This window comes from Corynebacterium sp. MC3 (assembly GCF_900099485.1).
In the GTDB taxonomy this organism is placed as follows: Bacteria; Actinomycetota; Actinomycetes; order Mycobacteriales; family Mycobacteriaceae; genus Corynebacterium; species Corynebacterium pseudogenitalium.
In genome coordinates, this window is sequence record NZ_LT622810.1 from 37,429 (window position 1) to 63,958 (window position 26,530).

Below are 26,530 nucleotides of genomic sequence, written 5' to 3' on the forward strand. Positions count from 1 at the left end.
CAGAAAGGATCCCCTAGTGATGAACACCCGGCCCAAACTTGTGCTTGCCGCACTCTTGACGTGCACGACGCTGTTGGCCGGGTGTAACTCGTCGCCGGAGGATCGTTTGGCGGAGCCTGAGATCTCGTTCCCGGCGAAGGAGACGTCGACAAGCCCGGCGCCCGACGATGATGACGAGGACGCGACCGAGACCGAGACGTCCACCTCGACGAAGACATCGACGAGCACGTCGAAGAAGAGCTCAAGCTCGTCTAGCTCCTCGAGTTCTTCGAAAAAGTCGAGCTCTTCTGCCTCCTCTAGCGATGATGACAGCGACGAGCCCGCGCCGGTACAGCCTGCCGAGCCCGCCCCACAGAACGGCGCGACGTGCGCGTGGCCGAAGCAGGGCCAGCAGTCAGCGAGCGACGAATACAGCACCTTCTGCGACGGCGACTGGGCCCGCACCGTGATGCCGAACGGCCAGGAGTACTTCTGGGCTTCCAACGGCAACTCTTGGGCATCCGTTGACCCCGTCGGCGAGCACGAAGGCAACGCCTGCTGGGACCGTAAGGACTTCACCTCCGCACCGGCCGCGGTGCGCGACGCGGTCCCGTACTGCCCTTAAGCCTGCAGCACCTCCGCTGGCTTCTTGACGACGACCGGCTTCGCGGACGGCGCACGCAGTCCTACCAGGGCGACCGCGCTCAACACGAACACGCCTGCTGCAACGATGTAGAGTCCACGTGGCCCCAGCCCGGCCTCGGCGAGGTAGCCGATGAGCAGTGGTCCGCAGACCGAACCAACTCGCCCTACAGCCAACGCCACTCCAACGCCGGTCGCCCGCAAGTGCGTCGGGTAGGACGCCGGAGTCACGGTGTACATGCCAGTAACGCACGCGTTCAGCAACATACCAACCAGTACGCCCAGCGGGAACGCCACGAACGACGCGCCCGCGGAGAAGATGAAGGCCACCAACGCGCCCGCGCCACCGATGGCGAAGGCGATGAGCAGCACGCGGGCGTCAACACGCGTGGTAATCACTCCGAAGATCAGCGAGCCGATCGTGCCGCCGAACGCGATCATGATGCCGCCGAAAATACCCTGCTGCGCGGACAGTCCCAGTTCGTTGAGCAACTTGGGCGTCCAGGAATTAGCAAAGGCAAAACCAAAGCTGATCAGCGAGAATGCAATCCAGATCCGTACAGTCGTCGACAGCCATACTGGGGAGACGATTGCGCGCAGTGCGCCCGAGGCGGAAGCCGGGGCGCTCGTCTGGGCCGGAACCACTGCTCCCCCGTGCCCAATGCGGCGTGCGATACGCTCAACGCGCGCAGCATCCCCGCGACTCGCGAGCACGTCCACTGACTCCGGCAGCAACGCCGTTGCAAGCACCAGCGCCACGGCAGACAGAGCCGCGCCCACGAAGAATATCGAGTGCCAGCCGTGGCTCTCCACAACCTTGGACGCCAGCACGCCGCACAGCGTCGCGCCAACGCCGTACCCCGACGCGTAGACCGCCATCGCCAGCCCACGGAACCGGTCGTTAGAATACTCACTGACCAGCACGGTCACGCACGCGAGCACGCCGCCCACGCCCACACCAGTGACGAAGCGCCACGCGATAAACGCCGCGGTACTCCCCGCGAAGCCCGACAGGAGCAGGCCCACGGTATCAATCAGCAGCGCCACAAGAATCACGTTTCGACGCCCCCATCGATCCCCCGCCGGCCCGAAGACCGCCGCGCCGACACCAACGCCGAGCAGCGCTGCCGACAGCACCCAACCCAGCAGGGACGAGCCGATCGCGAACTCCTCCGCCAGGTGCGGCGCCGCAAATGCGGTTGCGACGAGATCATAGCCGTCAAGGGCGTTCAAATAGGTAATGACGGCAATGATCAGCCACTGGTACGGACTCATCGGCCGAGTGTTAATGGAAGTTCTGATATCCACCGCGCTCTTTCCTTTATCTTCACGTGTCGTGTTTTCGCAGATGTGTGAAGAATGTACCGCACGGTCTGTCTATTCGCGCCCTTTTATTCACGCTTGGTCAAGCACACAAAAAGACGCCACCCGGTTACCCTTGGTGGCGTCGAAAAGCGATCAGAAGTTAGCCGTTCAGCTTGCGGTAATCAAAGACCTGGTCGATGATGCCGTACTCGACAGCTTCCTGCGCGGTAAGGATCTTATCGCGATCCGTATCGATGCGGACCTGCTCCGCAGTGCGACCGGTGTGGTGCGCGAGTGTGTCCTCCATCAGGCGGCGCATGCGTTCGATCTCATTGGCCTGGATCTCGAGGTCAGAAACCTGGCCCTGGGTACCCTGCGTCGCGGGCTGGTGGATCAGCACCCGCGAGTTCGGCAGCGCAGCGCGCTTCCCCGGCGCACCAGCGGCAAGGATGACCGCCGCAGCGGACGCAGCCTGGCCGAGGCACACCGTTTGCACGTCCGGGCGGACGTACTGCATCGTGTCGTAAATCGCCATCAGCGCGGTAAACGAGCCACCCGGGGAGTTGATGTACATCGTGATGTCGCGGTCCGGGTCCTGAGACTCCAGCACCAGCAGCTGCGCCATGATGTCATTCGCGGAAGTGTCATCGACCTGGGTGCCCAGGAAGACGATGCGCTCCTCGAAAAGCTTGCCGTATGGGTCGATCTGCTTCGTGCCGAAGGAAGTCTCCTCCAAGAACTGTGGCAGCACGTAGCGGGAGGAAGGCATTTGGAAAGACATACGTAAATTCTCCTGTCTACTTAGTTGCTGATCGAGCCCTGAGCGCTCTCGATAACGTGGTCCACGATGCCGTACTCCATCGCCTCTTGGGCCGTGAACCAACGGTCACGGTCGGAATCCTTCGTAATCTGCTCGAAAGTCTGGCCGGTATGCTCAGCGATAAGCTGGGCCATCTCGCGCTTCGTCGCTGCGAACTGCTCAGCCTGAATAGCAATGTCGGCAGCAGTACCGCCAACGCCTGCGGACGGCTGGTGCATCATAATCCGAGCGTGCGGAAGCGCGTAACGCTTGCCCTTCGTGCCGCCGGAAAGCAGGAACTGCCCCATCGACGCCGCCAAGCCCATGCCGTACGTAGCAATATCGCACGGCGAGTACTTCATCGTGTCATAAATCGCCATGCCGGCAGTCACGGAACCACCCGGGGAGTTAATGTACAGCGAAATGTCGCGAGTTGGATCCTCCGCGGACAGCAGCAAGATCTGCGCGCACAGCTTGTTCGCAATTTCGTCGTCAACCTGCTGGCCCAAGAAAATAATGCGCTCGCGCAGCAGGCGCTCATAGACAGAATCACCCAAGTTCATGCCCTGCGATGGGGATGTCATAAAAATGGCTCCTTCGTGGTTCAAACTCTTTTATGTAGCGTCAACAATGCCACCACCCTACTCCGATAGTCCACTTTGCACGGGGTTGTTCGCTGATGGCGTACACGTACGTTGTGAACCCGTAGTGAATGGCGAAACGCCCCGGCGTAGGCGCAACGCGTGCGCATCGCCGGGGCGTTTCAACTCAAGATTTAGTCTTCGGAAGCCTCTGCTTCTTCCTCTTCAACCTCACCGAAGTAATCGTTCGGGTCGACGGTCTCGCCCTTGTCGTCCTTCACGGACACGCGGCAGATCGCGGTAGCGAGTGCCTTGCCACGGCGGACGTCTGCGAAGAGGTTACCGATCTGGCCTGCCTGCTGCAGCTGCGCCACGAACTGGTTCGGGTCCATGCCGTAGGACTGCGCGGTGAACAGGATGTGGTCGGTCATCTCCTGCTGGGAAACCTCAGGCTCCTCCTGGTCAGCAACAGCGTCCAGGAACAGCTGGGTACGGACAGCGGACTCAGCCTGCTCGTGGTTCTTCTTGTCGAACTCCTCGCGGGTCATGCCCTGTGCCTCGAGGAACTGTGCGACAGCAGCCTCGTCGTGTGCCAGCTGGCCGAGCATCTGGTGGAGCATGTTGTGCTCCTGCTCCTCGACGATGGACTTCGGAAGCTCGAACTTGGTCTCCTCGAGCGCTGCCTTCAGTACCTCGTCGCGGATGTCAGCTGCCTGCTGGGTCTTCTTGTCCTCAGCGAGCTGCTCCTTGGTGGATTCACGCAGCTCCTCAGCGGTGTCGAACTCGGAGGCCATCTGAGCGAACTCGTCGTCAAAGTCAGGAAGCTTGCGCTCCTTCGACTGCTGGACGTGTACCTTGATGGTGGCTTCCTTGCCCTTGTGCTCGCCGAACTCGATCGTCGCTGTGAACTCGTTGTCCTCGCCGGTCTTCATGCCGCGCAGCGCGGTGTCGAGGCCCTTGATCAGGTCGTCCGAGCCGATCTGGTAGGTCAGGCCCTCAGTGGAAGCCTCCTCGACCTTCTCGCCGTCAACCTCAGCGTGCAGGTCGATGACTGCGAAGTCGTCGGTCTTCATCTTGCGCTTGGTGTCCTTGAGCTCGCCGAAGCGCTCGCGGAGCTGGTCGATCTCCTTGTCGACGTCCTCGTCGCTGACCTCGAGGGCCGGAACAGTGACGTCAATCTTGGAGAAGTCAGGGACAGTAATCTCTGGGCGAACGTCGACCTCAGCGGTGAACTCGACGACGTCGTTGTCCTCGATCTTGGTGATGTTGATCTCTGGCTGACCGATCGGGTTCAGGCCATTTTCCAGGACAGCCTTCTCGTAGCGGGTTGGCAGCATGTCGTTGACAACCTGCTCCAGGATCGGGCCACGGCCGAAGCGGGCGTCGATCAGCTGGCGAGGAGCCTTACCGCGACGGAAGCCAGGAATGTTGACCTGCTGCGCAATTGACTTGTACGCCTGGTCGATTTCCTTGCCGAGCTCATCGAAAGGAACGCTGACGTCCAACTTGACACGAGTCTCACTGAGCTTGTCGACGGAAGTCTTCACGGATTACTCCTGTAATTAATCGGGTAAATTGTACGGATATGTAAACAAGCCCGCTATTTCTAGCGGGCTTGTTGATGTCGGGGCGACAGGATTTGAACCTGCGACCCCCTGCTCCCAAAGCAGGTGCGCTACCAAACTGCGCCACGCCCCGCGAATGATTGCTCATTGCGACGTTGGCAACTATAACCATGCCCCAGAGCAATACGCAAATCGACAGTTCAACACTACTTTTGGGCTATATTCACAGAAACAAAAACGCGGCTACACATCTCGTGCAACCGCGTCTTCCGCTTTTATCATTTGGAGGGAATGACGGGAATCGAACCCGCGTCTTCAGCTTGGAAGGCTGAGGTATTAGCCACTATACGACATTCCCACTTCACCAAAAGGTGATGGGCGCAAGTGTAACCCACCGCCGACTTTGAGACAAAACCACCCGCTTAGCGTGGAACTTTCTCCCAACCACGTGCGTTGCACGTTGTAAGTACTGATAATTTGTGGCCGATCCCGAAGGAGCTTTCCCTCACTATGAACCTCATTTTGATCCTCGCTATCGTTGGCGCCGCGGTGTACCTGATAAAGAGTCGCCAGAATGGCGCGACCAACCAGCGCGAACAGCTCCAGCTCGAGGACGCGATTGCGGACGCACGCCGCTGGACAGAGCGACTTGGCTCCCAAGTCCTTACTATCTCCGGTACCGACGCTGCTTCGACCCAGGCGATGGCCGACGCCTCTGAACGCTACAACGCAGCAAGTGGCGCGCTGGGCCAGGCGACCACACCGAAGCAGGCCATGCTCGCTCGCGAATCTGCCCTGGAGGGGCTGCACTATGTCAACGCAGCACGCGAAATCATGGGCATGCCCGCGGGCCCAGAGCTTCCGGAACTGGAAGGCCAGCGTAGCGCGGGCCGGGTGACCGAGGAGCGAACGATCCGCCAGGAAGACGGCACCACCGTCACCGCATCCCCGTACGCTTCTGAGCGCACCCCGAACTACTACCCTGGCGGCGTTGTCGCCGGCCGCCCAGTACCGGCCGGCTGGTACTCCACCGCCTGGTGGGCGCCAGCGATGATGACTGGCATGTGGGCTGCAAGTTCGATGATGTTCTACTCCGCGATGTTCGCAGGTATGGCCGGCACGCCATCGCCAGAGGCCTTCGCAGCGGGTGACTTCGGGGACGCCGGCGCAGGCGACTTCGTCGATATGGGAGATGCTGGAGACATCGGCGATGCCGGGGAGATGGGCGACATGGGCGACGCCGGCGGCGAGGGCCTGTTCGGTGACGGCGGCCTCTTTGGGGATGGTGGTGGCTTCGACTTCGGGGGATTTGACTTTTAGTCCAGGCCAGTGCGCTAGAATGCCTACCGTTTAGCACCCCACCGCTGAAGGAGCGTTTCGTGAACATTGCAGTGTTGCTCAAGGAAGTCCCGGATACGTACGGCGACCGCGACCTGAATCTGGAAACCGGCCTGACCGATCGCTCCGGTGATGTCGTCGCTGACGAGGTCTGCGAACGCGCCGTCGAAGCCGCGATGCGACTCAAGGAGGCCCGCGGCGACGAGGAAACCATCGTCGACCTCATTACGGTAGGGCCAGAAACAGCGCATGCCAGCGTGCGCAAGGGCTTCGCGATGGGCGCGGATGATGCCTACATCATTGCCGACGACGCGCTCCTCGGCGCGGACGTGACGCTGACGGCAGAAGTGCTCGCGGCGGCACTGCGCAACAAGGACTACGACCTGGTTGTGCTCGGTACCGCGTCCTCTGACGGCGGTGGCGGCGTCATGGCTGGACTGCTCGCAGAGATGCTCGGCTGGCCCGCCATCGCCAACGCGACCGAGGTCACGCTCAACAACGACATGGTGACTGCGACGCAGGTCAGCGATCACGCCACGCTCACCCTGGAGGCGCAGCTCCCGGCGCTGGTCGCGGTCTCGGACGAGTACCCGGATGCCCGCTTCCCGAACTTCAAGGGTCTGATGGCGGCGAAGAAGAAGGAACTGCACACGCTGACGCTGGCGGAGCTCGGCGTCGACGCGGAGGATTTCGCACGGCCGCGGGCGATCATGGTGGACGTCGAAAAGCGTCCTGCGCGTGAGCGCGGCGAGATCATTGACTACGGCCCGAACGCTGTGGGCCAGCTGGTCGACTTCCTTGCAGAGAAGCACTACATCTAACCCGCCGAACGAAGGATACTGACATGGCAACCTCTCCCCGCACAGTTTTGGTCGTGCTCGACGCGACGCACGACGACCAGCTCGACTCCACCGCCGCCGAACTCATCGGCGCAGCCGCGCCTCTGGGTACCCCGGTGGTGCTGACCACCAACCCTGCACACACCGAAGCGCTCGGCGAGCTCGGCGCAGCCGTGGTGCTGACCACTAACGTTGACGCGCAGCAGCAGGCAGTCCCACTTGTCGACGCCGCCGAGGCCGCGTTCAACGCCACCGACCCGGCAGCCGTGATCCTCGCCCACTCCGTCCGCGGCCGCGACGTCGCGTCGCGCCTCGGCCGCGACGTCGCGTCGCGCCTCGCCGTGCGCAAGGGCAAGGCGCTGCTCACCGACGCGATTGATGTCCGGCGCGACGACCAGGGCATTGTGACGGACCACGAGAACTACGGCGGCGCTTACACCGCGACGGCCGCGGCGACCCACTCGGCACCGATTATTACGGTGCGCGTCGGCGCGATCGGTCGCCGTGCGGACGCCACCGCGCCCGAGGTTCACGAGTTGGACGTCACCGCCTCCGGGACACGCGCCGCGACGGTGACTTCGGTGACGCCGGTGGTGCGCACCTCGACGCGCCCGGAGCTGCTCACCGCCGATCGCGTGGTTGCAGGAGGCGTTGCTTTGGGTGACGCGGACATGTTCGAGCAGCTCGTGGGCGGGCTTGCCGACGAGCTCGGCGCCGCAGTCGGCGCGACCCGCTCCGCTGCGGACGAGGACCAAATCAGCCACGACGCCCAGATTGGGCAGACCGGCATCGTGGTCAGCCCGAAGCTCTACATCGGCATCGGCATTTCCGGCGCTGTGCAGCACCTCGTGGGCATGCAGACAGCCGACACCATCATCGCGATCAACAACGATGAGGACGCTCCACTGTTCGATATCGCGGACTTCGGCATCATTGGCGATCTCTTCGACGTGGTGCCGGAACTCATCGAGCAGATCGCAGCTCGCCGCGGCACGGAGGCGTCCGAGTAATGCAGGTGCACCTTCGTCGTGGCCTGCCCCGCGTAGCGAGCGGCCAGCCGTGGCCACCAGTTGATGAGGTCGCGCTCGAACCCGATCCGGCCGTGACCGGCGATCTGGTCGGCGCTCAAGCGGCTCCGGCCCCAGCGCAACCCGAAGGCGTATCGACGCCCCTCCGTCGCGGCCTGCCTCGTACCCCGAGCGGCCAGCCATGGCCTCCTACAGACTCGGCCGCAGTCGCTGCGGACCCTGCCGTGCAGCAGGTGTTCCCAGCGGCTGCAGAACGCGCTGCCGCCGAACAGCCCGCGGAAGAGCAACCAGCTGGCCCGCTCACCACGGTCGCCGTGCGTCAGGGCCTTCCGCGTACTGCCGGGGCTGGCCCGTTCCCGCCTGTCGCGAGTGTCGACGTCCCAGAGGACCCCGCTGTGGCGGTTCCTCCGCTCTACGGCGCAGCGGCGCAGACTGCAGAGCAGGCACCGGAACTGGTACCGGTACCAGCAGTCGAGTCCACGCCGCAGCCAGCACAGCCCGAGCGGCCGGAGCCGGCGGCACAGCCCGTGCCTGCGCCGACTCAAACTCCATCGCGTCGCTGGTGGGCGTACGGTGGCGTCGCGCTGCTCGCTGCGTTCGTAGTCGCGGTCCTGGTGGCGCGCTGGTTCGTCAGCACCCCGACGGGCAGCAGCTTCATCGAGCGCTACACCGGCCAGCAGCCCCTGCCGGAAGGCGCACCTGTTGGGCTGCCCGCATGGTTGGGGTGGTCGCACTTCTTCAACATGCTGTTCATGGCGCTCATCATCAAGACTGGTATGACCGTGCGCCACGAGCGCAAACCCGAAGCGTATTGGGCGCCGCGCACAAACCCCAAGAAGAAGATTTCTCTTACCCTGTGGCTGCACCTCACTATTGACGTGCTGTGGGTGGCGCTCGGCGTGGCGTTCTACATCGTCCTGTTCGCCACTGGCCAGTGGATGCGAATCGTGCCCACGAGCTGGGAGGTCATCCCGCAAGCGGTCTCCGCGGGGATCCAGTACCTCAGCCTGGACTGGCCGACGGAGAACCCGTGGGTGCACTACAACGCGCTGCAGGAGCTGTCGTACTTTGCGGTGGTGTTCATCGCTGCCCCGCTGGCGATCCTCTCCGGCGCTCGCATGAGCGAGTGGTGGCCGAAGTCCTGGTCCTTCTTCTCGCTGAAGGCTGCACGCGCCATTCACTTTCCCACCATGCTGTTCTTCGTCCTGTTCACCGTGGTACACGTCTTCCTGGTGCTCACCACGGGTCTGCGCAGGAACATGAACGCGATGTTCGCTGCCTCCGGCGACGTCGACCCAGACGTGTACGGTACGAGCTGGACTGGCGTCATCCTGTTCCTCGTTGCGGCAGCCGTGATCGCGGTGGTGTGCAGGCTGGCTCGCCCCGCACTGGTAGCCCCGGTGGCGCAAGCGACTGGCAAGGTGACAAGCCGCTAAAGTAAAGCGCATGGTACCCATGTTTGCGCTTCACGACGGCACATCAATCCCCCAGCTCGGCTACGGCCTCCACCGCGTAGACCCACAGGAGGCCGAGCGGTTGGTCAGCGAAGCGCTGGAGGCAGGTTACAGGCACTTCGACACCGCCCACATTTATGGGAACGAAGAGGGCGTCGGCAAGGCAATCGCGAAGTCGGGGATCCCGCGCGAGGAGCTGTACATCACCACGAAGCTGTGGAACAACCGCCACCACGACGCCCCGGCGGCGCTCGAGGAGTCACTGGAGAAACTCGGTCTTGACCACGTCGACCTCTACCTCATTCACTGGCCGCTGCCCGGACAGGGCGCATACGTGGATGCGTGGAAATCCCTCATTGGACTCCGGGAGGCCAAACTCACCACCTCAATCGGCGTCTCAAACTTCCTGCCTGAGCACATCGAGCAGATTGAGATGCATACCGATGTCACCCCTGTGGTCAACCAGGTTGAGCTGCACCCGCTGTTCCAGAACTGGAAAGAGCTCGACGCGATGCGCGTGCACAATATCGCAATCGAGGGCTGGGCTCCGCTCGGCGGCGGCGCCTACGACCTCACGGACTTCCCCGAAATTACCGACGCCGCCGAGGCACACGGCAAAACGCCAGCGCAGGTGGTTCTACGCTGGCATCTGCAGAACGACGTGATCGTGTTCCCCAAGACCACGTCCGCGGAGCGGATGCGTGAAAACATGGACATTTTCGACTTCACGCTCAGCCCCGAAGAAATGTCCGCCATCGTCGCGCTCGACGAGGAGGAGTTTGGGCGCCACGGCCCGCACCCCGCGGACTACGAAGAACTGGGCTAGATAGCCGGGGCTTCGCCCGTCTCCTCGTATTTGGACAGGATGTCGATGCGGCGCTGGTGGCGCTCCTCGTTGCTCCACTCCTGACCAATGAACGCGTCGACGATCTTCAGCGCTTCTTCCTCGGTGTGCATGCGCCCACCGATACCGATGAGCTGCGCGTTGTTGTGCTCGCGTGCCAGGCGCGCGGTCTCCTCAGACCACGCCAAGGCGCAGCGAGCGCCCTTCACCTTGTTCGCGGCGATCTGCTCACCATTGCCAGAGCCGCCCAGCACGATGCCGAGGGAGCCTTCGTCCGCTACCGTCCGCTCAGCTGCGGCGATGCAGAACGCTGGGTAGTCGTCGAGGGCGTCATACTCGTGCGCACCACAGTCGATGACTTCATGGCCCTGCTTTTCCAGGTGGGCCTTAATCTGATTCTTTCGTTCGAAACCGGCATGATCTGCCCCAAGGTAAATTCGCATGCGCTCTACCCTACCTTCCTGCTAGCTCACCTGCGGCGGTTCCGTGCGGGAACGCTTCAGTTCGAAGAAGTAGGGGTATTCGCTCAGTGCCAGGGAGGCGTCGAAAAGCTTGCCTGCCTCCTCACCCGTTGGGACGCGGGTGATGACCGGCCCAAAGAATGCGGTGTCTCCGAGCTTGACCACCGGGGTGCCCACCTCGTCACCGACGGCGTCCATCGCACCCTGGTGGTAGGTGCCGAGCAGCTCGTCCATCTCGTTGGTGTTGGCAAGGTCGGCGTAGCTGGGGTCGAGACCTACCTCTTTGAGCGCTGCCGCGATGATCTCGTCGTAGGCGCCGTAGCCCTTCTTACCGCCCTGCTCCTCGGCGTGAATGGCGGTGCCCATCGCGGTGTAGAGCGCGTCGATCTTCTCTGGGTGGTCGCGCTTCACCGCTGCGAACACGCGCGCGGGACCCCAGTTAGCCTCCATCATCTTGGCGTAGTCGGCGGGGATGTCGCGGCCGTCGTTAAGAATGGACAGTGACATCGGCACCCACTCGACCGTGATGTCGCGGACCTTTTCTACTTCCTTCATCCAGCGCGAAGTGAGCCAGCAAAATGGGCAGCTTACGTCGAACCAAAAGGTAACTGGTGCAGTCACAGAATCATTCCTCCATTCGTTCCGGAAATTATGCAGCCACCATAGCGAAAAACACACAGGTACGGCGAGTATGTTGGAGGACATGAAGACAAACCTCAAGCGCAGCGACGCACAACTTCGCGCACAACTTATCTCAGATGTCCATTACGATATTGCGCTCGATGTCAACGGAGCAGAGCAGTTCACGTCGACCACCACGGTCACGTTCCGCTCGGGCGCAGGTGAGACGTTCTTCGACCTGGTCGCCGACGAGTTCTCCGCAACGCTCGACGGCCGCCCCGTCGACGGCCGCACCCTCACGCTCACCGAGGGCGAGCACACGTTAGTTGTCGACGCCACCATTACCTACAACCACACTGGTGAAGGCCTGCACAAGTTCGTCGACCCGGTGGACGACAAGGATTACCTCTACACCCAGTTCGAGCCCGCGATGGCGATGAAGGTGTTTGCTTGCTTCGACCAGCCGGACATCAAGGCCACGTACAAGCTTTCCGTCGACGCACCGACTTCCTACACGGTCGTGCTCAACGAGGAGGCGACCCGTGAGGGCAACGTGTGGTCCTGCACCATTGATTACCCACTGTCGACGTACCTGGTGGCAATCTGCGCCGGCGAGTACGAGTTCGTCGAAGACGAGTACGTCGACGATCTGAAGCGTATCCCGCTTCGCATCTTTGCCCGCGCCTCACTCATGGAGCACCTCGACGCGGAACGCTTGTTCCGCCAGACGAAAGACGGCTTCGCGTACTACCACAAGAATTTTGCGATTGCGTACCCGTTCGGCAAGTACGACCAGATTTTCTGCCCCGAGTACAACATGGGCGCAATGGAGAACGCCGGCGCGGTGACCTTCCGGGATGAGTACGTCTTTACTTCCGAGCCAACCCCGTATCGCCTCGAGCGCCGCAACGACACGATCCTGCACGAGATGGCGCACATGTGGTTCGGCGACCTCGTCACGATGCAGTGGTGGGACGACTTGTGGCTCAACGAGTCTTTCGCGACCTGGTCCGCAGCCATTGCCCAGACCGAGATCGGCGAGTACCCGAATGCGTGGACGACGTTCGCGGCCGTCGAGAAGGCATGGGCCTACCAGCAAGATCAGCTACCGACGACCCACCCAATCGCCGCTGACGCCCCGGACATCGAGACCGCCGAGCAGAGCTTCGACGGGATCACCTACGCCAAGGGCGCGTCCGTGCTGAAGCAGCTGCAGGCATACGTTGGCCGCGACGAGTTCTTCGCGGGCGTGCGCGATCACTTCAACAACCACAAGTTTAGCAACGCTTCCTTCGACGATCTGCTGGGCGCGTTGGAGAAGTCGTCGGGCCGCGATTTGAGCGAGTGGTCCCAGCAGTGGCTGCGCACCACCGGTGTGTCCACCCTTCGCCCTGAAATCACCGAGGATTCCTTCGCAGTCGTGCAGGAGTCCGACGTATTGCGCACCCACCGGGTAGGCATCGGGCTGTACAAGCTTGACGGCGACAAGGTCGTGCGCACCCACCACGTGAACGTCGATATCGAGGGGGCGCGCACCGAGGTACCCGAACTCGCCGGCATCGACCACGACCTCGCGCTGGTCAACGACGAGGACCTCACCTACTGCAAGATGCGCCTCACCCCAGCACACACTGAGTTCGTTCTGGAGCACATCGGGCAGATCGAGGACCCGCTTGCGCGCACCCTGTGCTGGTCATCCCTGTGGGAGGCCGTCCGCGACACGCTGCTGCCAGCGCGCAAGTTTGTGATGGCTGTGGCCAACTTCAGCCGCCTCGAAGACCAACCGAGTGTGCAGGAGCGCCTCCTCGCGCAGGCGACGCTGGCGGTCAAGCAGTACGTGGCATGGTCCTGGCAGCGCACCGGCTTCTACATGCTCAGCGAGGCATTCCGCGGCCAGGAGCCTGCAGGTATCTACCAGCGCGCGCTCGCCCGCCTGCAGCCTTCGAAGCAGAACACGACGTACTTCCACGAACTCCTACAGTCGCTGGATAACCAGGAGATTCGCTGGCTCGTGCTCACGAACCTTGTCGCAGGCGGCGCCATGCTGGCCAAGACCGCCAAGAACGAGGAGGATCCGTCCTCCGAGGGTGCGCTGTCGCGCCTGCGCATCGACGCCGTCACGAACAAACAGTGGGCGTGGGATGAGATCGTCAGCGGTACACGCACAAACCTCGAGGTGCGCTTCCTTATCGACGGCCTCACCTTCACCTCCGAAGGCATGGACGGCTTGGCCGAGCGCTACTTCGAGATCGCGCCAGAGCTGTGGGACAAACTGACCAACGAGATGGCTCAGAACACGCTCGAGGGCCTGTTCCCGCTGTGGGATATTTCGATTGCTACAGTCGAGCGCGCCGAGGCGCTCCTTGCGCGGGAGGACATTCCGGCGGGCCTGCGCCGCATCGTTTCGGAGGGTAAGGCCCGCGTGGAGCGCGCGCTGCGCAACCGTGTTGGTGACGCAGGCGCGGAAGGCGCAGCGAAAACGCTGCGCTAGAGGCTAGAGCTCCTCGACGATGCGGATCTGCGCCGCATCCGTGCGAGCCACGATAGAGGCGAAAATGACCAGCGTGTCACCCTCAAAGAGCTTGCGCGTGATGCGGTGCACCGGGGTGTTCGCCGCCAAGGAGAGGCTCTCGCGCTCCTTATCGGTCGGGTTGGCCGGGAACAGGATGTCCTCGCGGCGCAGGTGAGGAGTCACGCCACCCAGGTCGGTACGCTGGCCACGTGCGTAGTCGACGGAGCTACGGCTGTACTTGGACTCATAACCGGGGCGAACGTACGTGGTTTCAGCGAACACCGGGTTACCGTTGGCAAAGTGAACGAGCTCGCTGGTGAGCAACTTATCGCGGGAGTCTACGCCGAATGCAGAGACGACGATCTGCGGTGCGGGCGCAGCGGTCTCCGAAATCAGTTCGGAAGAGACGTCCAGACCATGCGCGATAAGCTGCTCCGTCAGCGGTACCTTGCCCGTCAAGTCGATGATCGGAGGCAGCGCGCGAACGAATGTGCCACCGGTGCGGCCACGCTTACGCTCAATAATTCCTTCGAGCTGCAATAGGTCCAGTGCATGGCGCACGGTCATGCGTGCCACCCCGTACATGTCTACAAGTTCGCGTTCTGGGGGTAGCTTGTCGCCGGGTTCGAGCTCGCGCGATTCGATCTGGCTCCGCAGAGCGTCAGCAATCGCTACATACGCTGGCTTTTTCGCCATAAATTCCTCCTATTTTTGCGGCTGCGTTTAGGTTCACTGCCGCCCGCCCATAACTCCAGGTGTGACGCCAAAAGGTACAACACCAAAATCTCAGTTGTTTCTAATATAGTTCATTGGACCATAAAAGTACCTAACAATAAATTTGAGCAAAATGCGCGACACTTGATGCGGCCACAAATGGCAAAGTCATACTTTCAGTTGAACCCTATCGACGTGCCAAATTCAGGAATCTCCAACGCCAATGCCAACATCGCCCAAGCCACTGCGAACACCCCCATTTGCGGTAAACCGGGTGCTCGACAGCCACTCGAAACGTAGCGCGTAAACTAGAGCACAATGTTTTCTATTACGCAGTTATCTCCATCAGTCTTAGCCAAATCCGTGAGCGTTCCAGATGTCGACGAAGCCGTCGACTCCGTCACCTCGTGGTGGAATGACCCCGCCACGCGGGACATCTTTGTGACCCGCCCCCTGTGGATCCTGGTCATCCTGGCCATTGCCCTCGTGCTGCACATCGTGGTGCGCAGAATCATCACGAAGGCCGCGAACAACGCCATCAACTCCTCCAGCGCGGCTCTCCCCTTCCGCCGCCGCGCTGGCGCCGTGAAACCCGACACTGCGCATTCGCGCTCGCGGGAGCAGCGCCGCCAGCAGCGCATCCTCACGCTGGCGAACGTAGGACGCTCCGCGGCAGCAATTGTGATTTGGGTGTGGGCGGTCCTCGCGGTGCTCGACCAACTCGGGGTCAACGTCGCCCCGCTCGTGGCCTCTGCGGGCGTCGTCGGCGTCGCCCTCGGCTTCGGCGCGCAGTCCCTTGTGAAAGACTTCCTCAGCGGCATCTTCATGTTGCTGGAAAACCAGTACGGTGTCGGTGACGTCATCGCGGTCAACGACATTGAGGGCACTGTAGAGCACGTCACGATGCGCATCACCACCGTCCGCGATATTGACGGCACCCTCTGGTACGTCCGAAACGGTAACATCGATCTGCTTGGCAACCAGAGCGACGTCTTCTCCGTTGCCCGCCTCGAGATCCCTGTTTCCATCCAGGCTGATCCGGAGCAGGCAGCCAGCGTCGTCGAGGCCGCAATGCAGGACGCAGTGACGCGCCCCGAGATCAAGGACAAAATCGTCGGCGAGGCCACCATACTGGGCATTTCCAAGTTCGACCCAGAGTGCGCGACCCTGCGCGTGATGGTCAATACGCTGCCTGGCGAGCAATGGGGCGTCTCCCGTTTCATGACCGCGGTCATCCTCGAGGCGCTTCACACGCACGGCGTGCCGCTGCCTGGCACGGAGCCGACCTACATCCGACACCTGGACCGCACCCCTGGAGGCGAGAACAACGATGCAGATCAGCAATAGCAACGAGGCACAGCAAACGCTCTACGAAGCCGTCGGCGGCGAGGAGTTCTTCCACACGCTCGTGCACCGCTTCTACGCCCAGGTCAAGGAAGACGACCTCATCGGCCCCATGTACCCCGACGACGATTGGGAGGGCGCCGAATCACGCCTGCGCTGGTTCCTCACGCAATACTGGGGCGGCCCGCGCACCTACCAGGAGCGCCGCGGCAACCCGATGCTGCGCCGCCGCCACTTCCCGTTCGCAATCGGGGAGGCTGAGGCGGACCGCTGGCTCGAGCTAATGGGCAAGGCTGTCGCCGAGTTTGACGACGCCACCCTGCCCCAGCCCTACCGCGACGCTATGTGGAATCACATGCAGCGAGTCGCGTACATGATGATCAACCAGGGCCCGCGGTCATACGAATAGGCTCAGCGACTTGCTGTGGTAGACGGTGCCGAAGGGGGCGTCGATACGCACCCACCTGCCTGCGCTCGAAACCCGCAGGTAGCGAGGCACTTCGACCGGGGCTTCGAACCCCGGAATGAGCCCAAGCGAGGTGCAGGTAAACACCGCACGCATGGGTATTTCAAGTTTCGGGCCGCGGTCGTCCGCGTCGACGGTGATGACCACGGCGTCGAGAAGTGAAACCGGCGGGCCGAGCGGGCCCGCGAACTGGCGCGCAAGGTTTCGGCCTTCGTCGGCGAGCTGGCGCGCTGTAGAAATCGGTACCTCTTCGCGCAACACGAACCCTTGCGCCGGTGGCAGTGCCCCGGGCCAGTTCTGATCCTGCGCCGCGCCAAGTGCTCCCGTCGAAGTTTCGAGTGCCTCGAGAACCCGGCGCGCAGGCACCACCGCGCCGTCGCGGGAGACGGTACCCCGGACCCGGCGCGAGACGACGCAGTCGAACGGGGTGGTGACGAAGACGTCGACATCGTGTTCCCCGACTCGTTGGAACCGCGCGTAGGCGTCATCCTGGAGTGCGAGGACGCGCTGCAGCAGGGCGCGCAGTCCGCGCTCACCCTGCTCAACAGTCAGCGTTTCGGTGGTAGCCACCTATGCCTGCCCCAGCTCGTCGTCTCCGTCGAGCGTTGTGTAGGCGCGGGCAAGGATGCCGAGCTCCTGCGAGGTGATTGCTCGCGGGGTCGCCGTCCGCTTATCCACGGTGACCTGCACGCAATCAATCACGCAACAGACGCTGCCTTGTGCGTCCTTGATCTCCTGACGCGTCGTAAACGACGTGTTGCCGAGGTGGATCACCTGCGTATCAACGGTCACTGCCTGCGTGTTCGGCAGCACTGGGCGAACGTAGTCCGCTTCGATGCGCCGAACGAACACCACAAACTCGTACCCCTGAGACTCGAAGAACTCCTGGGCAAACGCGAGTCGCGCCTGCTGCGCGATCTCGATGTAAGCCGAGTTTGTCACATGGCCGTACCGGTCAAAATCGTTCCACCTCAGCGAGATGGAGTGCGTGTGAATCCTGCCGCGCATATTCTGTTCCGACATAGCCAATTCCTACCTTTTCCGCTGTTAGCGGCTGAGCTTGCGGTGGGTGACGCGCGACGGCTTCGCCGCTTCCTCACCGAGGCGCTCAACCTTGTTCTTCTCGTAGTCGCCGAAGTTGCCCTCGAACCAGTACCACTTGCCTTCCTCAACGTTGCCTTCCCAGGCGAGGATGTGGGTACAGGTGCGGTCCAGGAACCAGCGGTCGTGCGAAATCACGACAGCGCAACCTGGGAACTTCTGCAGCGCATTCTCAAGCGAGCCAAGGGTTTCGACGTCCAAGTCGTTGGTCGGCTCGTCGAGCAGAATCAGGTTGCCGCCCTGCTTCAGCGTCAGCGCCAGGTTCAGGCGGTTGCGCTCACCACCGGAGAGCACCTTGGATGGCTTCTGCTGGTCCGCGCCCTTGAAACCGAACGCCGAGAGGTAGGCGCGCGACGGCATTTCGTTCTGGCCGACCACGATGTAGTCGAGGCCGTCCGAGACTACTTCCCACACCGTCTTTTCCGGGTCAATGTTTTCGCGGTTCTGGTCAACGTAGGACAGCTTCACGGTCTCACCGACCACGACGGTGCCTGCGTCTGGCTCTTCCAGCCCAACGATGGTCTTGAACAGGGTGGACTTACCCACACCGTTCGGGCCGATCACGCCCACGATGCCGTTGCGCGGCAGCGTGAAGGACAGGTCCTTGATCAGGACGCGGCCGTCGAAGCCCTTGTCCAAGTGCTCGACCTCGACGACCTTGTTGCCCAGGCGTGGAGGCGTCGGGATCTGGATTTCTTCGAAGTCCAGCTTTTTGTACTGCTCTGCCTCGGCAGCCATTTCCTCGTAGCGTTCCAGACGCGCTTTGTTCTTCGCCTGGCGCGCCTTCGGCGAGGATCGTACCCACTCGAGCTCGTTCTTCAGGCGCTTCTGCAGCTTCTGATCCTTCTTGCCAGCAACCTCGAGGCGCTCGGCCTTCTTCTCCAGGTAGGTGGAGTAGTTGCCCTCATACGGGTAGAGCTTGCCGCGGTCGACCTCACAGATCCACTCGGCAACGTTGTCCAGGAAGTAGCGGTCGTGGGTAATTGCCAGGACGGCACCCGGGTAGTTCTGCAGGTGCTTCTCCAGCCACAGGACGGACTCGGCGTCGAGGTGGTTCGTCGGCTCGTCGAGCAGCAGCAGGTCCGGTTCGGACAGCAGCAGCTTCGCCAGCGCGACGCGGCGGCGCTCACCACCGGAAAGCTTGGTCACCGGGCTATCGGATGGCGGGCAGCGCAGTGCTTCCATCGCCTGCTCAATCTTGGAATCGACCTCCCAGGCGTCAGCGGCGTCGAGCTCCTCCTGGAGCTTGCCCATTTCTTCCATGAGCTCGTCGGTGTAGTTCGTCGCCATCTCTTCAGCGATTTCTTCGAAGCGCTGCTTCTTCTCGAAGATGTCGCCGAGGCCCTCTTCGACGTTCTCGCGAACGGTCTTTTCCTCGTTCAGCGGTGGCTCCTGCAGGAGGATGCCGACCGTTGCACCAGGATCCAGGAATGCTTCGCCGTTGTTTGGCTGGTCAATCCCCGCCATGATCTTGAGCAGCGAGGACTTACCTGCGCCGTTTGGCCCAACGACACCAATCTTGGCGCCGGGATAAAAGGCCATGGTGACATTGTCCAAAATGACCTTGTCACCGATGGCCCTGCGAACGTTTTTCATCGTGTAGATGAACTCAGCCACGTAAAAACCCCTTTAACTGAAGCGGACATACATCGTTTCACAGGGTACATCAGCGAAAGGTGAACGTGCGCTTCCCCAGCGCCGAGCGAGAGCGCAACCGCGGGCGTCAGAACGGCGCGGGACCGTCGTCACTTTCAGTGCTGCTAGCGCCCACAGCGACCGGCTCGAGCTCAGGCGACTGCGATTGCAGGTCGGTGGCTGACGCCGAGTCCGCCGACGACGCCGACGCCTGCATCTTCATTTGCTCGAAGTAGAACTCGCGCTCCTCCTCCGTCATGAAGTCGACCGCCGTCTTGATCTTCACCGCGGGCTGGCCCTCGAGTGTGTGGCCGTTCTCGGTGATCTTCCAGGAGGAGATTTGGTGCATGCCGAGCTCGAACGCAACCTTGTCGGCTTTCAGCACGGTGCGGTACCGGTTGAGCTTCTCGCCCGCGTCGTTAGTTTCTACCCAGGTCTCCGTGACCAACCGGCCGGAGACCATCACCGGCGCGCCGCGGAACAGTGAGGTGCGCGCGTTGATGGCGAGCTGGTTCCAGCACTCAACGTCGATGTAGAGCTGGTCCGTGTCCTCCCAAATGTCGCGGCCTTGGTTGTCTTGTTCACCTGTGCGCCGCCTGCGGGAGGACGCGATGCGCATCTTGCACACCGAGTTTCCCGACGCCGGGAACCACTTAAAGTACGGTGCTGCCGTCAAATTTCCGCATACGGTGACGTTCATCTGGCTCATTGTTGTGTCCTTTCAATTGTTTGCTGAACTGGTACAACTCGGAGCTTTCCAGTGCAGAAACAGAAAAGAAAGGATGCGGCCTTGCAGCCTGTGGATTGATTTTTAGAATTCCACAGATCCCAGGGAATCGTCGATTAGCCCTTGTGCTGCGGGGTATCCGACGTGTACTGTGCGAGCATTTCGTTGTAGGCGCGCCACTCGGCGTCGTCAGTCTCGTCCGCGATGCGGTCGACCTCTGCGGTTTCTGCGCGGTCCTCGCGCCACCACAGGATGAACAGCACACCGAACACGATGACCAGCGGGAACGAGCCCGACGCCCAGGCGATACCGCCGCCCACCTTCTGGTCCGCCAGCAGATCCGGGTCCCACGGCAGCAGCAGCGAGCGGTAGAACTCCTCGCCCATCACGGTGTTGAGCTGCATGAGGTACACGCCCATAAAGAGGTGCACTGGCATGGAGATCCACAGCCAGAGCAGACGCGTCTTCGCCGTCACGCGCCCCTCGATGTAGTCCGGGCCGATGAGCTCCCAGAAGTAAAAGTAGCCCGACACCAGGAACACCGCGTTCATGATGACGTGGCCCGCGTGCTCCGAAATCATCAGCTCGTACAGGTCAGTGAACACGTACATGACATAGAAGAACACCAGGAACTGCACCGCGGATACCGGCGGGTACGTCACGATGCGCAGGAACTTACTGCGCTGGAAGGACTGCGCCCACAGCCGGGGGTTGAACTCGCCGGACGGGTAGGCGTCGATAATGAGCGACAGTGGCGCGCCCAGCACGAGGAACACCGGCACCCCCATCGACAGGATCATGTGGACCGTCATGTGCGCCGAGTAGGAGGCTGGCATGTGCAGCCCAATGCCGGAGCACATCGTGACTACGACGGTCGCGCAACCCAGCAGCCACCACGCCGTGCGCCCCTTGGACCATCCGCTCACCCGGCGCGTCAGGTGCAGGTAGTAGACGGCCAGCAGGATCGCGATCACGCTGTAGAGCAGCTCGAATCGCCACAGCCCGACCCAGTTCGACCAGGTCAGTGGGTCCTCGAGGTTGTAGCCCATCTGGATCTGCATCGGGGTGAGGTTCGGGTCCCGCGGCGGTGGCGGCGGAGTGCGCCCGAGCGTCACCGCTAGGCCGGTCACAGCGGCCATCACCAGCACTTCCACCGCGCCGAGCCGTACGAACGCTCTGCGTTGCGACGGCCCCTCCACCTCAAGCGCCGGAATCGTACGCTCGCGGTGCGCGTACCCCATAAAGCCAAGCACCAGGATGCCGACCAGCTTGCCCACCAGCACCCAGCCGTAGGCGTAGCGGGTGATGTCATCCAGGTGCACGCGGATCGCGCCATTAATCACGCCCGACACCGCCATCGCTACGAACGCGAACAGCGCGATGCGCGAGTATCGACGCACCGCCAGGGCCAAGTTCGGCCCCAACCTGAAACCGTGCGCCACCAGCGCCATCAGAGCGCCAACCCACACCAGCAGGAATACCAGGTGCCAGATGAAGGAGTTCGTGCCGAAGTCGTGGTCGCCACCGGTCGCGGAGTGACCAGTCAGCGCCAGCGGCATAATCGCCAACAACGAGCCGATGAACAAAGCCACTTGCGACCACCAGCACGACACCCGGTACCCCGCCACGGCCACACACGCCGCGATTGCCGCGACAATCAGCCAGACGCGGGCGTCAGCAACCTTGTCCAGCGCCAGGGCCCAGGCGTCGACCTCAAACATCACGGTGCTCAGCGGCTGGCCTGAGACGTCGGAAAGCACCAGCGGCACCATCACCACTCCGATCAGCGCCAACCCCGCCGACGACGCCGCGCCAGTCCGCGACGCAATCACCCCGTCGACGGTCAGGCGCGCGCCGTTGAGATCCTGTCCCGTCTGCTTCGGCGGCAGCAACCACGCAGAGAAGAGGAAGGACCCGGCAGCCAGCGCGGCCAGTACCCACGCTGCGCCCCGCAGCGCCGGCAGGCCGAACGTCGTCAACGCCCCCGGATCCGGGATACCCAACGCCGCGAGCGAGGCGCCCGCGAACATCTCCGAAATCACCCCGGCGATGAGCGCCGCGACGAGCCCCGCCGCAAGATACAGCGGAAACGCCGCTTTCACCGCCGACTTTGAGGCAACCTGCGCATTTGACATGCTCACTACCCTACGTTCGAAATCTGCCTGTTCCCAAGTTTTTCGACGCCCACTTCTCCGCCTCCACGTCACTAGTGTGAGCAATAGCTTCTTGCTCAGCCCCACCAGGACTCGGACCTGTCGGGGACAGTTCACTTAAAAGAACGCTGCCATCCACCGTTCGCCGATTCCGCCCCGCGGACACTCGGCTTGCCACAGCCTGTCCTCGGCACCCCTCCTACCTGGCGGATTGAGCAGAACCAACCATTTACCCTGTCCGCCGCACGGACACTCACCCGGGGATGCCCCAACCCAGAAAACCTGTCCGCCCCGCGGACAACTGGCATGCCACACCATGTCCGCGGCACCTCTCCCACCTCGCGGATTGGGCAGAACCAACCACTTGCCCTGTCCGCCCCGCGGACACTCAACCGGTGAGACCGGATCGCCAAAGAACTGTCCGCCCCGCGGACACCCTGACCGCACTCTGTCCGCGGCAGCCCTCTCACCAGCAGCTCCAGAAAACCCACCACCAATAAGTGTCCGCCGCGCGGACACCCAACGCAGAGGGTCCGTCGCGAAAAACGCCACGGTGGATTTACGAGTCTGATTCAGCAGCGCGGCGCTGACGCTGTAGCTTCCCGTGTGCACGGGCGATGCGGTAGAAAGTCCGCAAGCTCGCGAGCTGCAACCCGCTGTCTTGCGCCTTCTGATAGATGGCGTCCGCGCTCAGGTCGGGGTGGGCGTCGAAAAGATCGAGGATCTGTTGTACATCTGAATCCGGAATACGTGGGATGTTTCGTTCGCGGTGAGGGATCGGGTTTTCTTTCTTGGGCCTCGGGTTGGCCTGGTAGTAGCGCCTCGAGCGCGAGATCCTCAAAATTTCACACGCACGGCGCGTGGAGTGGCCGACGCTCATGAGTAGATCCAGGAACTCGTTTTCTTGACGTACTCCTTCCTCGTACCGCTTCGTTTCTTCGGGGCTTAGAATTTTTCCGCCGCGTCGGAGGTCCCGCCATGTTGCTTTGGCAGAGACCCCATAGCTTTTCCCAGGACATCACTGGTGTCCTTCCACAGCTTGACTTCTTTGCGCAGTCGAGCATTTTCTCGTTTCAGCGCCTCGTATTCTTTGCGTGGCATCGTTACTTCGTCGTTGCTCATGGTTTTCCTTTCGCTTGGGGTCTAGCCAAGATACTGCCACACAGTTAAGGGCAAACCCCCAGGCGCTACGCTGTAGTGCATGGACACACGTGATCGGGATGCGCTGACGGCTGCCAAGTTGTATTACCGCTCGGAGCTGAGTCAGGCGGAGGTTGCTGCGGAGATGGGCTGCTCCCGTCCTACGGTGGCGAAGCTTCTGCAGCACGCGAAGGACCGTGGCTACGTCACTATTGAGGTACACGACCCGCAGGAGGCGGACGAGATCCTGATCGAGGATCTCACCTCCCGGTACGCGCTGGAGGGTGTGCGGATTGTTCACCCGGCGAACCCATCTGCAGCGATCATGGAGGATCTTGGGGTAGCGGGCGCGCGCTACCTGGAGTCGATGCCGTTGGATGGCCTTTCGGTGGGTGTGTCCTGGGGAAAGACGCTCCTCAACATTGCGCGGAATCTACGATCGACGAACATGCGGGCGCGCCAGATTGTGCAGTTGAAAGGTGGGTCGTCGCGTTCCAACCTGGCAACGAATGACTTTGAGACAATCACCGGTTTCTGCACCGCGTTCAACGCGCCCGCGTTAACGCTCCCATTGCCTGTCATTTTTGAGCGAGTGGAAACTAAGGAGATCGTGGAGCAGGATTCCCACATCGCCGACGTACTGCAGCAGGGGCGAGAGACGGACGTGGCGGTGTTCACGGTGGGCTCCGTGCGAAAGCAGAGTCTGCTGATGAATCTGGGGTACCTGTCTGAGGAGATGTCGCGGGAGCTGCTCGGAGTTGCGGTGGGTGACGCTTGTTCGCGGTTCTACACGCGGGAGGGGGATGTGGCGTCGAAAAGAATTGATGATCTGACGGTGGGCATTGAGCTCGACGAGCTGCGGGCGAGGCCGCGTCGAGTGCTGGTAGCTGGTGGTTTGTACAAAGCTGAGGCGATTGAGACGGCGCTGTGGATGGGGTTGGCCAGTGATTTGGTGATTGATCAGCCGACGGCGGTTCGGGTGCTGGAGATTGCGAAAACTCGCTAATTGACGCCCCTTCTCCCCCATCTGGGGTGTATCGCACCCCCAATCAGAACATTTGCAAACTTTAATATTGCCATATGTTCCTAGCGGTCTTAGAGTGGACACCGAAAGGTCAACCAGATACTGCAAAAGGAGTTGCACATGTCCACCCCGACCGTCTCCACCCCGCACATCGTCCCAACCGGACCTATCGCTGAAACCGTCCTCATGCCGGGCGACCCACTGCGCGCGAAGTTCATCGCAGAGACCTACCTGGAAAACCCAGTCCAGTTCAACGCCGTGCGCAACATGCTCGGCTACACCGGCACCTACCAAGGCCACGAAGTTTCCGTGATGGGCTCCGGCATGGGCATTCCGTCCATCAGCCTTTACGCCTACGAGCTCATTCATTTCTTCGGTGCAAAGAAGCTCATCCGCGTCGGCTCCTGCGCATGCTTCCAGCCTGACATGAAGCTCTTCGACATCATCGTCGCCTCCTCCGCATCGACGGACTCGCACTTCATCGAGCAGTACGACCTGCCGGGCACCTACGCCCCGACCGCGTCCTGGAAGCTGCTCGAGGCAACCTACAAGGAGTCGCAGAAGCAGGGCGTCGACATCCATGTGGGCAACATCTTGTCCTCCGACGTCTTCTACAACTTCAAGGACGACGTCAACGACCGCTGGGCCAAGATGGGCGTGCTCGGCGTCGAGATGGAATCCGCCGGCCTCTACGCCGTCGCCGCCGAGGCAGGCGTTGACGCGATGGGCATCTTCACCGTGTCCGACGTCATCGGCTCCGGCGAGAAGGCCTCCGCTGAGGAGCGCCAGAACGCGTTTACCCAGATGATGGAGCTGGCGCTTCCGCTGGCCGCCGTCTAAACCACAACCCGTCCCCACACGTTTGAAGGAACTCACCATGACATCTCAAACAGTTCAAAAGGCGCTCAGCCCGAAGCGGGCCGTGCCGATCATCCTGTTTACCTTCGTGTTCTCGCTGATCATCGATAACGGTTTCAAGTTCATGACCGACTCGATGGGTGAGGCGCTGAATCTGTCCCTCAACGAGGTCAGCTTGCAGGCCTCGCTCGCGGGCGTGATCATCGGCATCGGCGCGGTGGTGTACGCGGCATTGGCTGACGTGGTGAGTATCCGCAAGCTGCTGATGGTCGGTATCACGCTGACGCTGGTCGGCTCGGTAATCGGCTACCTCGGCCAAAACGTGTGGGGGCTGGTGCTGGTCGGCCGCGTGGTGCAGACCACCGGCCTCGCCGCGGCGGAGACGCTCTACGTCATCTACGTGACCAAGCACCTCAGCGAGAAGGATCAGAAGACTTACTTGGGCTTTTCCACCTCTGCTTTCCAGGGCGCGACGCTCTTCGGCGCGCTGACCTCGGGCTACATCGCCACACATATCTCGTGGACCGCGATGTTCCTCATCCCGCTCATCCTGGTCTTCGCCGTCCCGGTCATCATGAAGACGGTCCCGGAGGAGGCCTCGCTGGAGTCGGGCCACGTCGACTGGCTCGGGCTCTTCCTCATCGCTGTTCTGGCCACGAGCGCCATCATGTTCATGCAGGCCTTCCAGGTACTGTGGCTCATCCCGCTGGTTCTCGCGCTGGTCGCATTCATCGCCCACGTGAAGAAGGGCAAGCGCCCGCTGGTCAACCCGGAGTTCTTCCAAAACCGCGCATACGTCACCGCCATCGTGCTCGTCGCGATTGTCTACTCGGTGCAGCTCGGCTACCTGGTGCTCTTCCCCGCAATGGCGAAGGCCGTCCACGGGCTCAGCGCTGACGACGCCTCCCTGCTGCTCATCCCGGGCTACACCGGCGCCGTCATCGTCGGCGCGCTCTCAGGCAAGATCGGCAAGTTCTTGCCGACGCGCCCCGCGATCTTCACCGCACTCGCCTCCATCACCATCGCGTTGCTGATCCTCGCAGTCGGGATGGAAGCCAGCCCGTGGGTGTTCATGCTTTCCTCCCTGCTCTTCGCCTGCGGTTTCGCCCTGCTGTACGCGCCACTGGTCGCGACGGCAATCGGCAACATCCCCGCTGCGAAGTCGGGTATCGCAATCGGTTTCTACAACCTCACAATCAACGTCGCCGTCCCGCTCGGCATCGCGTACAGCGCGAAGCTGGTGGATCTCGGCCTTGGGGTGCCAGGCTTCCTGCCACAAAACTCGGGCAGCTACCCCACCGTCATGCTCATCCTGGCCATCATCGCAGTCGCCGGCACCGCGCTCTACGCAGCGCTCACCGCTCGCATGAAGCAACCGGCTTAACCTGCACACTTTCTAC

At 62.1% G+C, this 26,530-nt stretch carries 26 protein-coding genes and 2 tRNA genes; 12 read left to right on the top strand and 16 right to left on the bottom strand.

What is annotated here, in order from left to right:
* The first annotated feature begins 16 nt into the window (after positions 1 to 16).
* Complete coding sequence (locus BQ4436_RS12110) at positions 17 to 604, top strand: hypothetical protein (RefSeq protein ID WP_176754779.1); 588 nt, start codon at positions 17 to 19, stop codon at positions 602 to 604.
* Here the strand turns inward: BQ4436_RS12110 and BQ4436_RS01165 are convergent.
* The 6 genes from BQ4436_RS01165 to BQ4436_RS01190 form a co-directional block, all read right to left on the bottom strand.
* On the bottom strand, positions 601 to 1,896 hold the full coding sequence (locus tag BQ4436_RS01165) for an MFS transporter (RefSeq protein ID WP_255366079.1): 1,296 nt from the start codon (positions 1,894 to 1,896) through the stop codon (positions 601 to 603). The genes BQ4436_RS12110 and BQ4436_RS01165 overlap by 4 nt on opposite strands.
* A 190-nt stretch (positions 1,897 to 2,086) precedes the next feature.
* Positions 2,087 to 2,707 (bottom strand): ATP-dependent Clp protease proteolytic subunit, encoded by a 621-nt coding sequence (locus tag BQ4436_RS01170; RefSeq protein WP_070362028.1) that lies wholly within the window; start codon positions 2,705 to 2,707, stop codon positions 2,087 to 2,089.
* 20 nt (positions 2,708 to 2,727) lie between these two features.
* On the bottom strand, positions 2,728 to 3,309 hold the full coding sequence (locus BQ4436_RS01175) for an ATP-dependent Clp protease proteolytic subunit (protein WP_070362027.1): 582 nt from the start codon (positions 3,307 to 3,309) through the stop codon (positions 2,728 to 2,730).
* A gap of 191 nt (positions 3,310 to 3,500) precedes the next feature.
* A complete protein-coding gene (gene tig / locus BQ4436_RS01180; protein WP_070362026.1) occupies positions 3,501 to 4,853 on the bottom strand; it encodes a trigger factor in 1,353 nt (450 codons plus the stop codon).
* A gap of 77 nt (positions 4,854 to 4,930) precedes the next feature.
* Positions 4,931 to 5,004, bottom strand: a tRNA-Pro gene (locus tag BQ4436_RS01185).
* A gap of 150 nt (positions 5,005 to 5,154) precedes the next feature.
* Positions 5,155 to 5,229: transfer RNA gene (locus BQ4436_RS01190), tRNA-Gly, on the bottom strand.
* A gap of 152 nt (positions 5,230 to 5,381) precedes the next feature.
* Here BQ4436_RS01190 and BQ4436_RS01195 point away from each other — a divergent pair.
* From BQ4436_RS01195 to BQ4436_RS01215, 5 genes are read left to right on the top strand one after another with little or no spacing between them, the layout of a single operon-like run.
* Positions 5,382 to 6,191, top strand: coding sequence for a hypothetical protein (locus BQ4436_RS01195; protein WP_070975230.1), 810 nt, complete (start codon positions 5,382 to 5,384; stop codon positions 6,189 to 6,191).
* A gap of 59 nt (positions 6,192 to 6,250) precedes the next feature.
* Complete coding sequence (locus BQ4436_RS01200; RefSeq protein ID WP_070975231.1) at positions 6,251 to 7,030, top strand: electron transfer flavoprotein subunit beta/FixA family protein; 780 nt, start codon at positions 6,251 to 6,253, stop codon at positions 7,028 to 7,030.
* Between the two features lie 23 nt (positions 7,031 to 7,053).
* Positions 7,054 to 8,058: an electron transfer flavoprotein subunit alpha/FixB family protein gene (locus BQ4436_RS01205; RefSeq protein WP_070975232.1), complete on the top strand. Its 1,005-nt coding sequence runs from the start codon at positions 7,054 to 7,056 to the stop codon at positions 8,056 to 8,058.
* Positions 8,058 to 9,512: a cytochrome b/b6 domain-containing protein gene (locus tag BQ4436_RS01210; RefSeq protein ID WP_083329375.1), complete on the top strand. Its 1,455-nt coding sequence runs from the start codon at positions 8,058 to 8,060 to the stop codon at positions 9,510 to 9,512. The genes BQ4436_RS01205 and BQ4436_RS01210 overlap by 1 nt, the downstream gene beginning before the upstream one ends.
* A 10-nt stretch (positions 9,513 to 9,522) precedes the next feature.
* Positions 9,523 to 10,356 (top strand): aldo/keto reductase, encoded by an 834-nt coding sequence (locus BQ4436_RS01215; protein ID WP_070362022.1) that lies wholly within the window; start codon positions 9,523 to 9,525, stop codon positions 10,354 to 10,356.
* Here BQ4436_RS01215 and BQ4436_RS01220 read toward each other — a convergent pair.
* Entirely contained in the window at positions 10,353 to 10,817 is a 465-nt protein-coding gene (locus BQ4436_RS01220) for a ribose-5-phosphate isomerase (protein ID WP_070362021.1), read from the bottom strand. The two genes, BQ4436_RS01215 and BQ4436_RS01220, sit on opposite strands and share 4 nt — an antisense overlap.
* Positions 10,818 to 10,838: 21 nt before the next feature.
* Positions 10,839 to 11,456, bottom strand: coding sequence for a DsbA family protein (locus BQ4436_RS01225; RefSeq protein ID WP_070975233.1), 618 nt, complete (start codon positions 11,454 to 11,456; stop codon positions 10,839 to 10,841).
* Between the two features lie 82 nt (positions 11,457 to 11,538).
* On the opposite strand from BQ4436_RS01225, the gene pepN reads away from it, so the two are divergent.
* Entirely contained in the window at positions 11,539 to 13,947 is a 2,409-nt protein-coding gene (gene pepN, locus BQ4436_RS01230) for an aminopeptidase N (RefSeq protein ID WP_070975278.1), read from the top strand.
* Between the two features lie 3 nt (positions 13,948 to 13,950).
* Here the strand turns inward: pepN and BQ4436_RS01235 are convergent, their stop codons facing one another.
* A complete protein-coding gene (locus BQ4436_RS01235) occupies positions 13,951 to 14,664 on the bottom strand; it encodes a GntR family transcriptional regulator (protein ID WP_070975234.1) in 714 nt (237 codons plus the stop codon).
* A gap of 381 nt (positions 14,665 to 15,045) precedes the next feature.
* On the opposite strand from BQ4436_RS01235, the gene BQ4436_RS01240 reads away from it, so the two are divergent.
* A complete protein-coding gene (locus BQ4436_RS01240) occupies positions 15,046 to 16,029 on the top strand; it encodes a mechanosensitive ion channel family protein (RefSeq protein WP_255366080.1) in 984 nt (327 codons plus the stop codon).
* Positions 16,013 to 16,435 (top strand): globin, encoded by a 423-nt coding sequence (locus BQ4436_RS01245; RefSeq protein WP_070975236.1) that lies wholly within the window; start codon positions 16,013 to 16,015, stop codon positions 16,433 to 16,435. The genes BQ4436_RS01240 and BQ4436_RS01245 overlap by 17 nt, the downstream gene beginning before the upstream one ends.
* On the opposite strand, the gene BQ4436_RS01250 is transcribed toward BQ4436_RS01245, so the two are convergent.
* The 7 genes from BQ4436_RS01250 to BQ4436_RS12115 all read right to left on the bottom strand — a co-directional run bounded on the left by BQ4436_RS01250 (position 16,424) and on the right by BQ4436_RS12115 (position 23,230).
* Positions 16,424 to 17,062 carry a DUF8185 domain-containing protein gene (locus BQ4436_RS01250; protein WP_070975237.1) on the bottom strand — a complete coding sequence of 213 codons (639 nt, stop codon included), beginning with the start codon at positions 17,060 to 17,062 and terminating at the stop codon, positions 16,424 to 16,426. The two genes, BQ4436_RS01245 and BQ4436_RS01250, sit on opposite strands and share 12 nt — an antisense overlap.
* Entirely contained in the window at positions 17,063 to 17,515 is a 453-nt protein-coding gene (locus BQ4436_RS01255; RefSeq protein ID WP_070362015.1) for an acyl-CoA thioesterase, read from the bottom strand. It lies immediately after the preceding gene.
* Positions 17,516 to 17,539: 24 nt separating this feature from the next.
* The gene (gene ettA / locus BQ4436_RS01260; protein WP_070362014.1) at positions 17,540 to 19,210 is read right to left on the bottom strand and encodes an energy-dependent translational throttle protein EttA; all 1,671 of its coding nucleotides are present in this window, start codon (positions 19,208 to 19,210) and stop codon (positions 17,540 to 17,542) included.
* A gap of 106 nt (positions 19,211 to 19,316) precedes the next feature.
* Entirely contained in the window at positions 19,317 to 19,937 is a 621-nt protein-coding gene (locus BQ4436_RS01265) for a single-stranded DNA-binding protein (RefSeq protein ID WP_070975238.1), read from the bottom strand.
* Between the two features lie 134 nt (positions 19,938 to 20,071).
* Entirely contained in the window at positions 20,072 to 22,090 is a 2,019-nt protein-coding gene (locus BQ4436_RS01270; RefSeq protein WP_070975239.1) for a bifunctional copper resistance protein CopD/cytochrome c oxidase assembly protein, read from the bottom strand.
* Positions 22,091 to 22,667: 577 nt separating this feature from the next.
* Complete coding sequence (locus tag BQ4436_RS01275) at positions 22,668 to 22,988, bottom strand: helix-turn-helix domain-containing protein (protein ID WP_070975240.1); 321 nt, start codon at positions 22,986 to 22,988, stop codon at positions 22,668 to 22,670.
* 65 nt (positions 22,989 to 23,053) lie between these two features.
* Positions 23,054 to 23,230 carry a hypothetical protein gene (locus BQ4436_RS12115; RefSeq protein WP_176754781.1) on the bottom strand — a complete coding sequence of 59 codons (177 nt, stop codon included), beginning with the start codon at positions 23,228 to 23,230 and terminating at the stop codon, positions 23,054 to 23,056.
* Positions 23,231 to 23,309: 79 nt separating this feature from the next.
* Between BQ4436_RS12115 and BQ4436_RS01280 the strand changes: the two genes are divergently transcribed.
* From BQ4436_RS01280 to BQ4436_RS01290, 3 genes are all read left to right on the top strand, one after another.
* Positions 23,310 to 24,254: a sugar-binding transcriptional regulator gene (locus BQ4436_RS01280; RefSeq protein ID WP_070362010.1), complete on the top strand. Its 945-nt coding sequence runs from the start codon at positions 23,310 to 23,312 to the stop codon at positions 24,252 to 24,254.
* A 138-nt stretch (positions 24,255 to 24,392) separates the two neighbouring features.
* On the top strand, positions 24,393 to 25,112 hold the full coding sequence (gene deoD / locus BQ4436_RS01285) for a purine-nucleoside phosphorylase (RefSeq protein ID WP_070975241.1): 720 nt from the start codon (positions 24,393 to 24,395) through the stop codon (positions 25,110 to 25,112).
* Positions 25,113 to 25,149: 37 nt separating this feature from the next.
* Entirely contained in the window at positions 25,150 to 26,514 is a 1,365-nt protein-coding gene (locus tag BQ4436_RS01290) for an MFS transporter (RefSeq protein ID WP_070975242.1), read from the top strand.
* Positions 26,515 to 26,530: the final 16 nt, after the last annotated feature.

Excerpts from the sequence above, each read along its gene's own strand:
- BQ4436_RS01170 (WP_070362028.1), bottom strand. The coding sequence starts at position 2,707 with ATGTCTTTCCAAATGCCTTCCTCCCGCTACGTGCTGCCACAGTTCTTG.
- BQ4436_RS01235 (WP_070975234.1), bottom strand. The coding sequence starts at position 14,664 with ATGGCGAAAAAGCCAGCGTATGTAGCGATTGCTGACGCTCTGCGGAGC.
- pepN (WP_070975278.1), top strand. The coding sequence starts at position 11,539 with ATGAAGACAAACCTCAAGCGCAGCGACGCACAACTTCGCGCACAACTT.
- BQ4436_RS01215 (WP_070362022.1), top strand. The coding sequence starts at position 9,523 with ATGGTACCCATGTTTGCGCTTCACGACGGCACATCAATCCCCCAGCTC.
- BQ4436_RS01270 (WP_070975239.1), bottom strand. The coding sequence starts at position 22,090 with ATGTCAAATGCGCAGGTTGCCTCAAAGTCGGCGGTGAAAGCGGCGTTT.
- deoD (WP_070975241.1), top strand. The coding sequence starts at position 24,393 with ATGTCCACCCCGACCGTCTCCACCCCGCACATCGTCCCAACCGGACCT.
- BQ4436_RS01165 (WP_255366079.1), bottom strand. The coding sequence starts at position 1,896 with ATGAGTCCGTACCAGTGGCTGATCATTGCCGTCATTACCTATTTGAAC.
- BQ4436_RS12115 (WP_176754781.1), bottom strand. The coding sequence starts at position 23,230 with ATGAGCAACGACGAAGTAACGATGCCACGCAAAGAATACGAGGCGCTG.
- BQ4436_RS01205 (WP_070975232.1), top strand. The coding sequence starts at position 7,054 with ATGGCAACCTCTCCCCGCACAGTTTTGGTCGTGCTCGACGCGACGCAC.
- BQ4436_RS01245 (WP_070975236.1), top strand. The coding sequence starts at position 16,013 with ATGCAGATCAGCAATAGCAACGAGGCACAGCAAACGCTCTACGAAGCC.
- BQ4436_RS01255 (WP_070362015.1), bottom strand. The coding sequence starts at position 17,515 with ATGTCGGAACAGAATATGCGCGGCAGGATTCACACGCACTCCATCTCG.
- BQ4436_RS01195 (WP_070975230.1), top strand. The coding sequence starts at position 5,382 with ATGAACCTCATTTTGATCCTCGCTATCGTTGGCGCCGCGGTGTACCTG.
- BQ4436_RS01290 (WP_070975242.1), top strand. The coding sequence starts at position 25,150 with ATGACATCTCAAACAGTTCAAAAGGCGCTCAGCCCGAAGCGGGCCGTG.
- BQ4436_RS01210 (WP_083329375.1), top strand. The coding sequence starts at position 8,058 with ATGCAGGTGCACCTTCGTCGTGGCCTGCCCCGCGTAGCGAGCGGCCAG.
- BQ4436_RS01175 (WP_070362027.1), bottom strand. The coding sequence starts at position 3,309 with ATGACATCCCCATCGCAGGGCATGAACTTGGGTGATTCTGTCTATGAG.
- BQ4436_RS01275 (WP_070975240.1), bottom strand. The coding sequence starts at position 22,988 with ATGAGCGTCGGCCACTCCACGCGCCGTGCGTGTGAAATTTTGAGGATC.
- BQ4436_RS01265 (WP_070975238.1), bottom strand. The coding sequence starts at position 19,937 with ATGAGCCAGATGAACGTCACCGTATGCGGAAATTTGACGGCAGCACCG.
- BQ4436_RS01280 (WP_070362010.1), top strand. The coding sequence starts at position 23,310 with ATGGACACACGTGATCGGGATGCGCTGACGGCTGCCAAGTTGTATTAC.
- BQ4436_RS01220 (WP_070362021.1), bottom strand. The coding sequence starts at position 10,817 with ATGCGAATTTACCTTGGGGCAGATCATGCCGGTTTCGAACGAAAGAAT.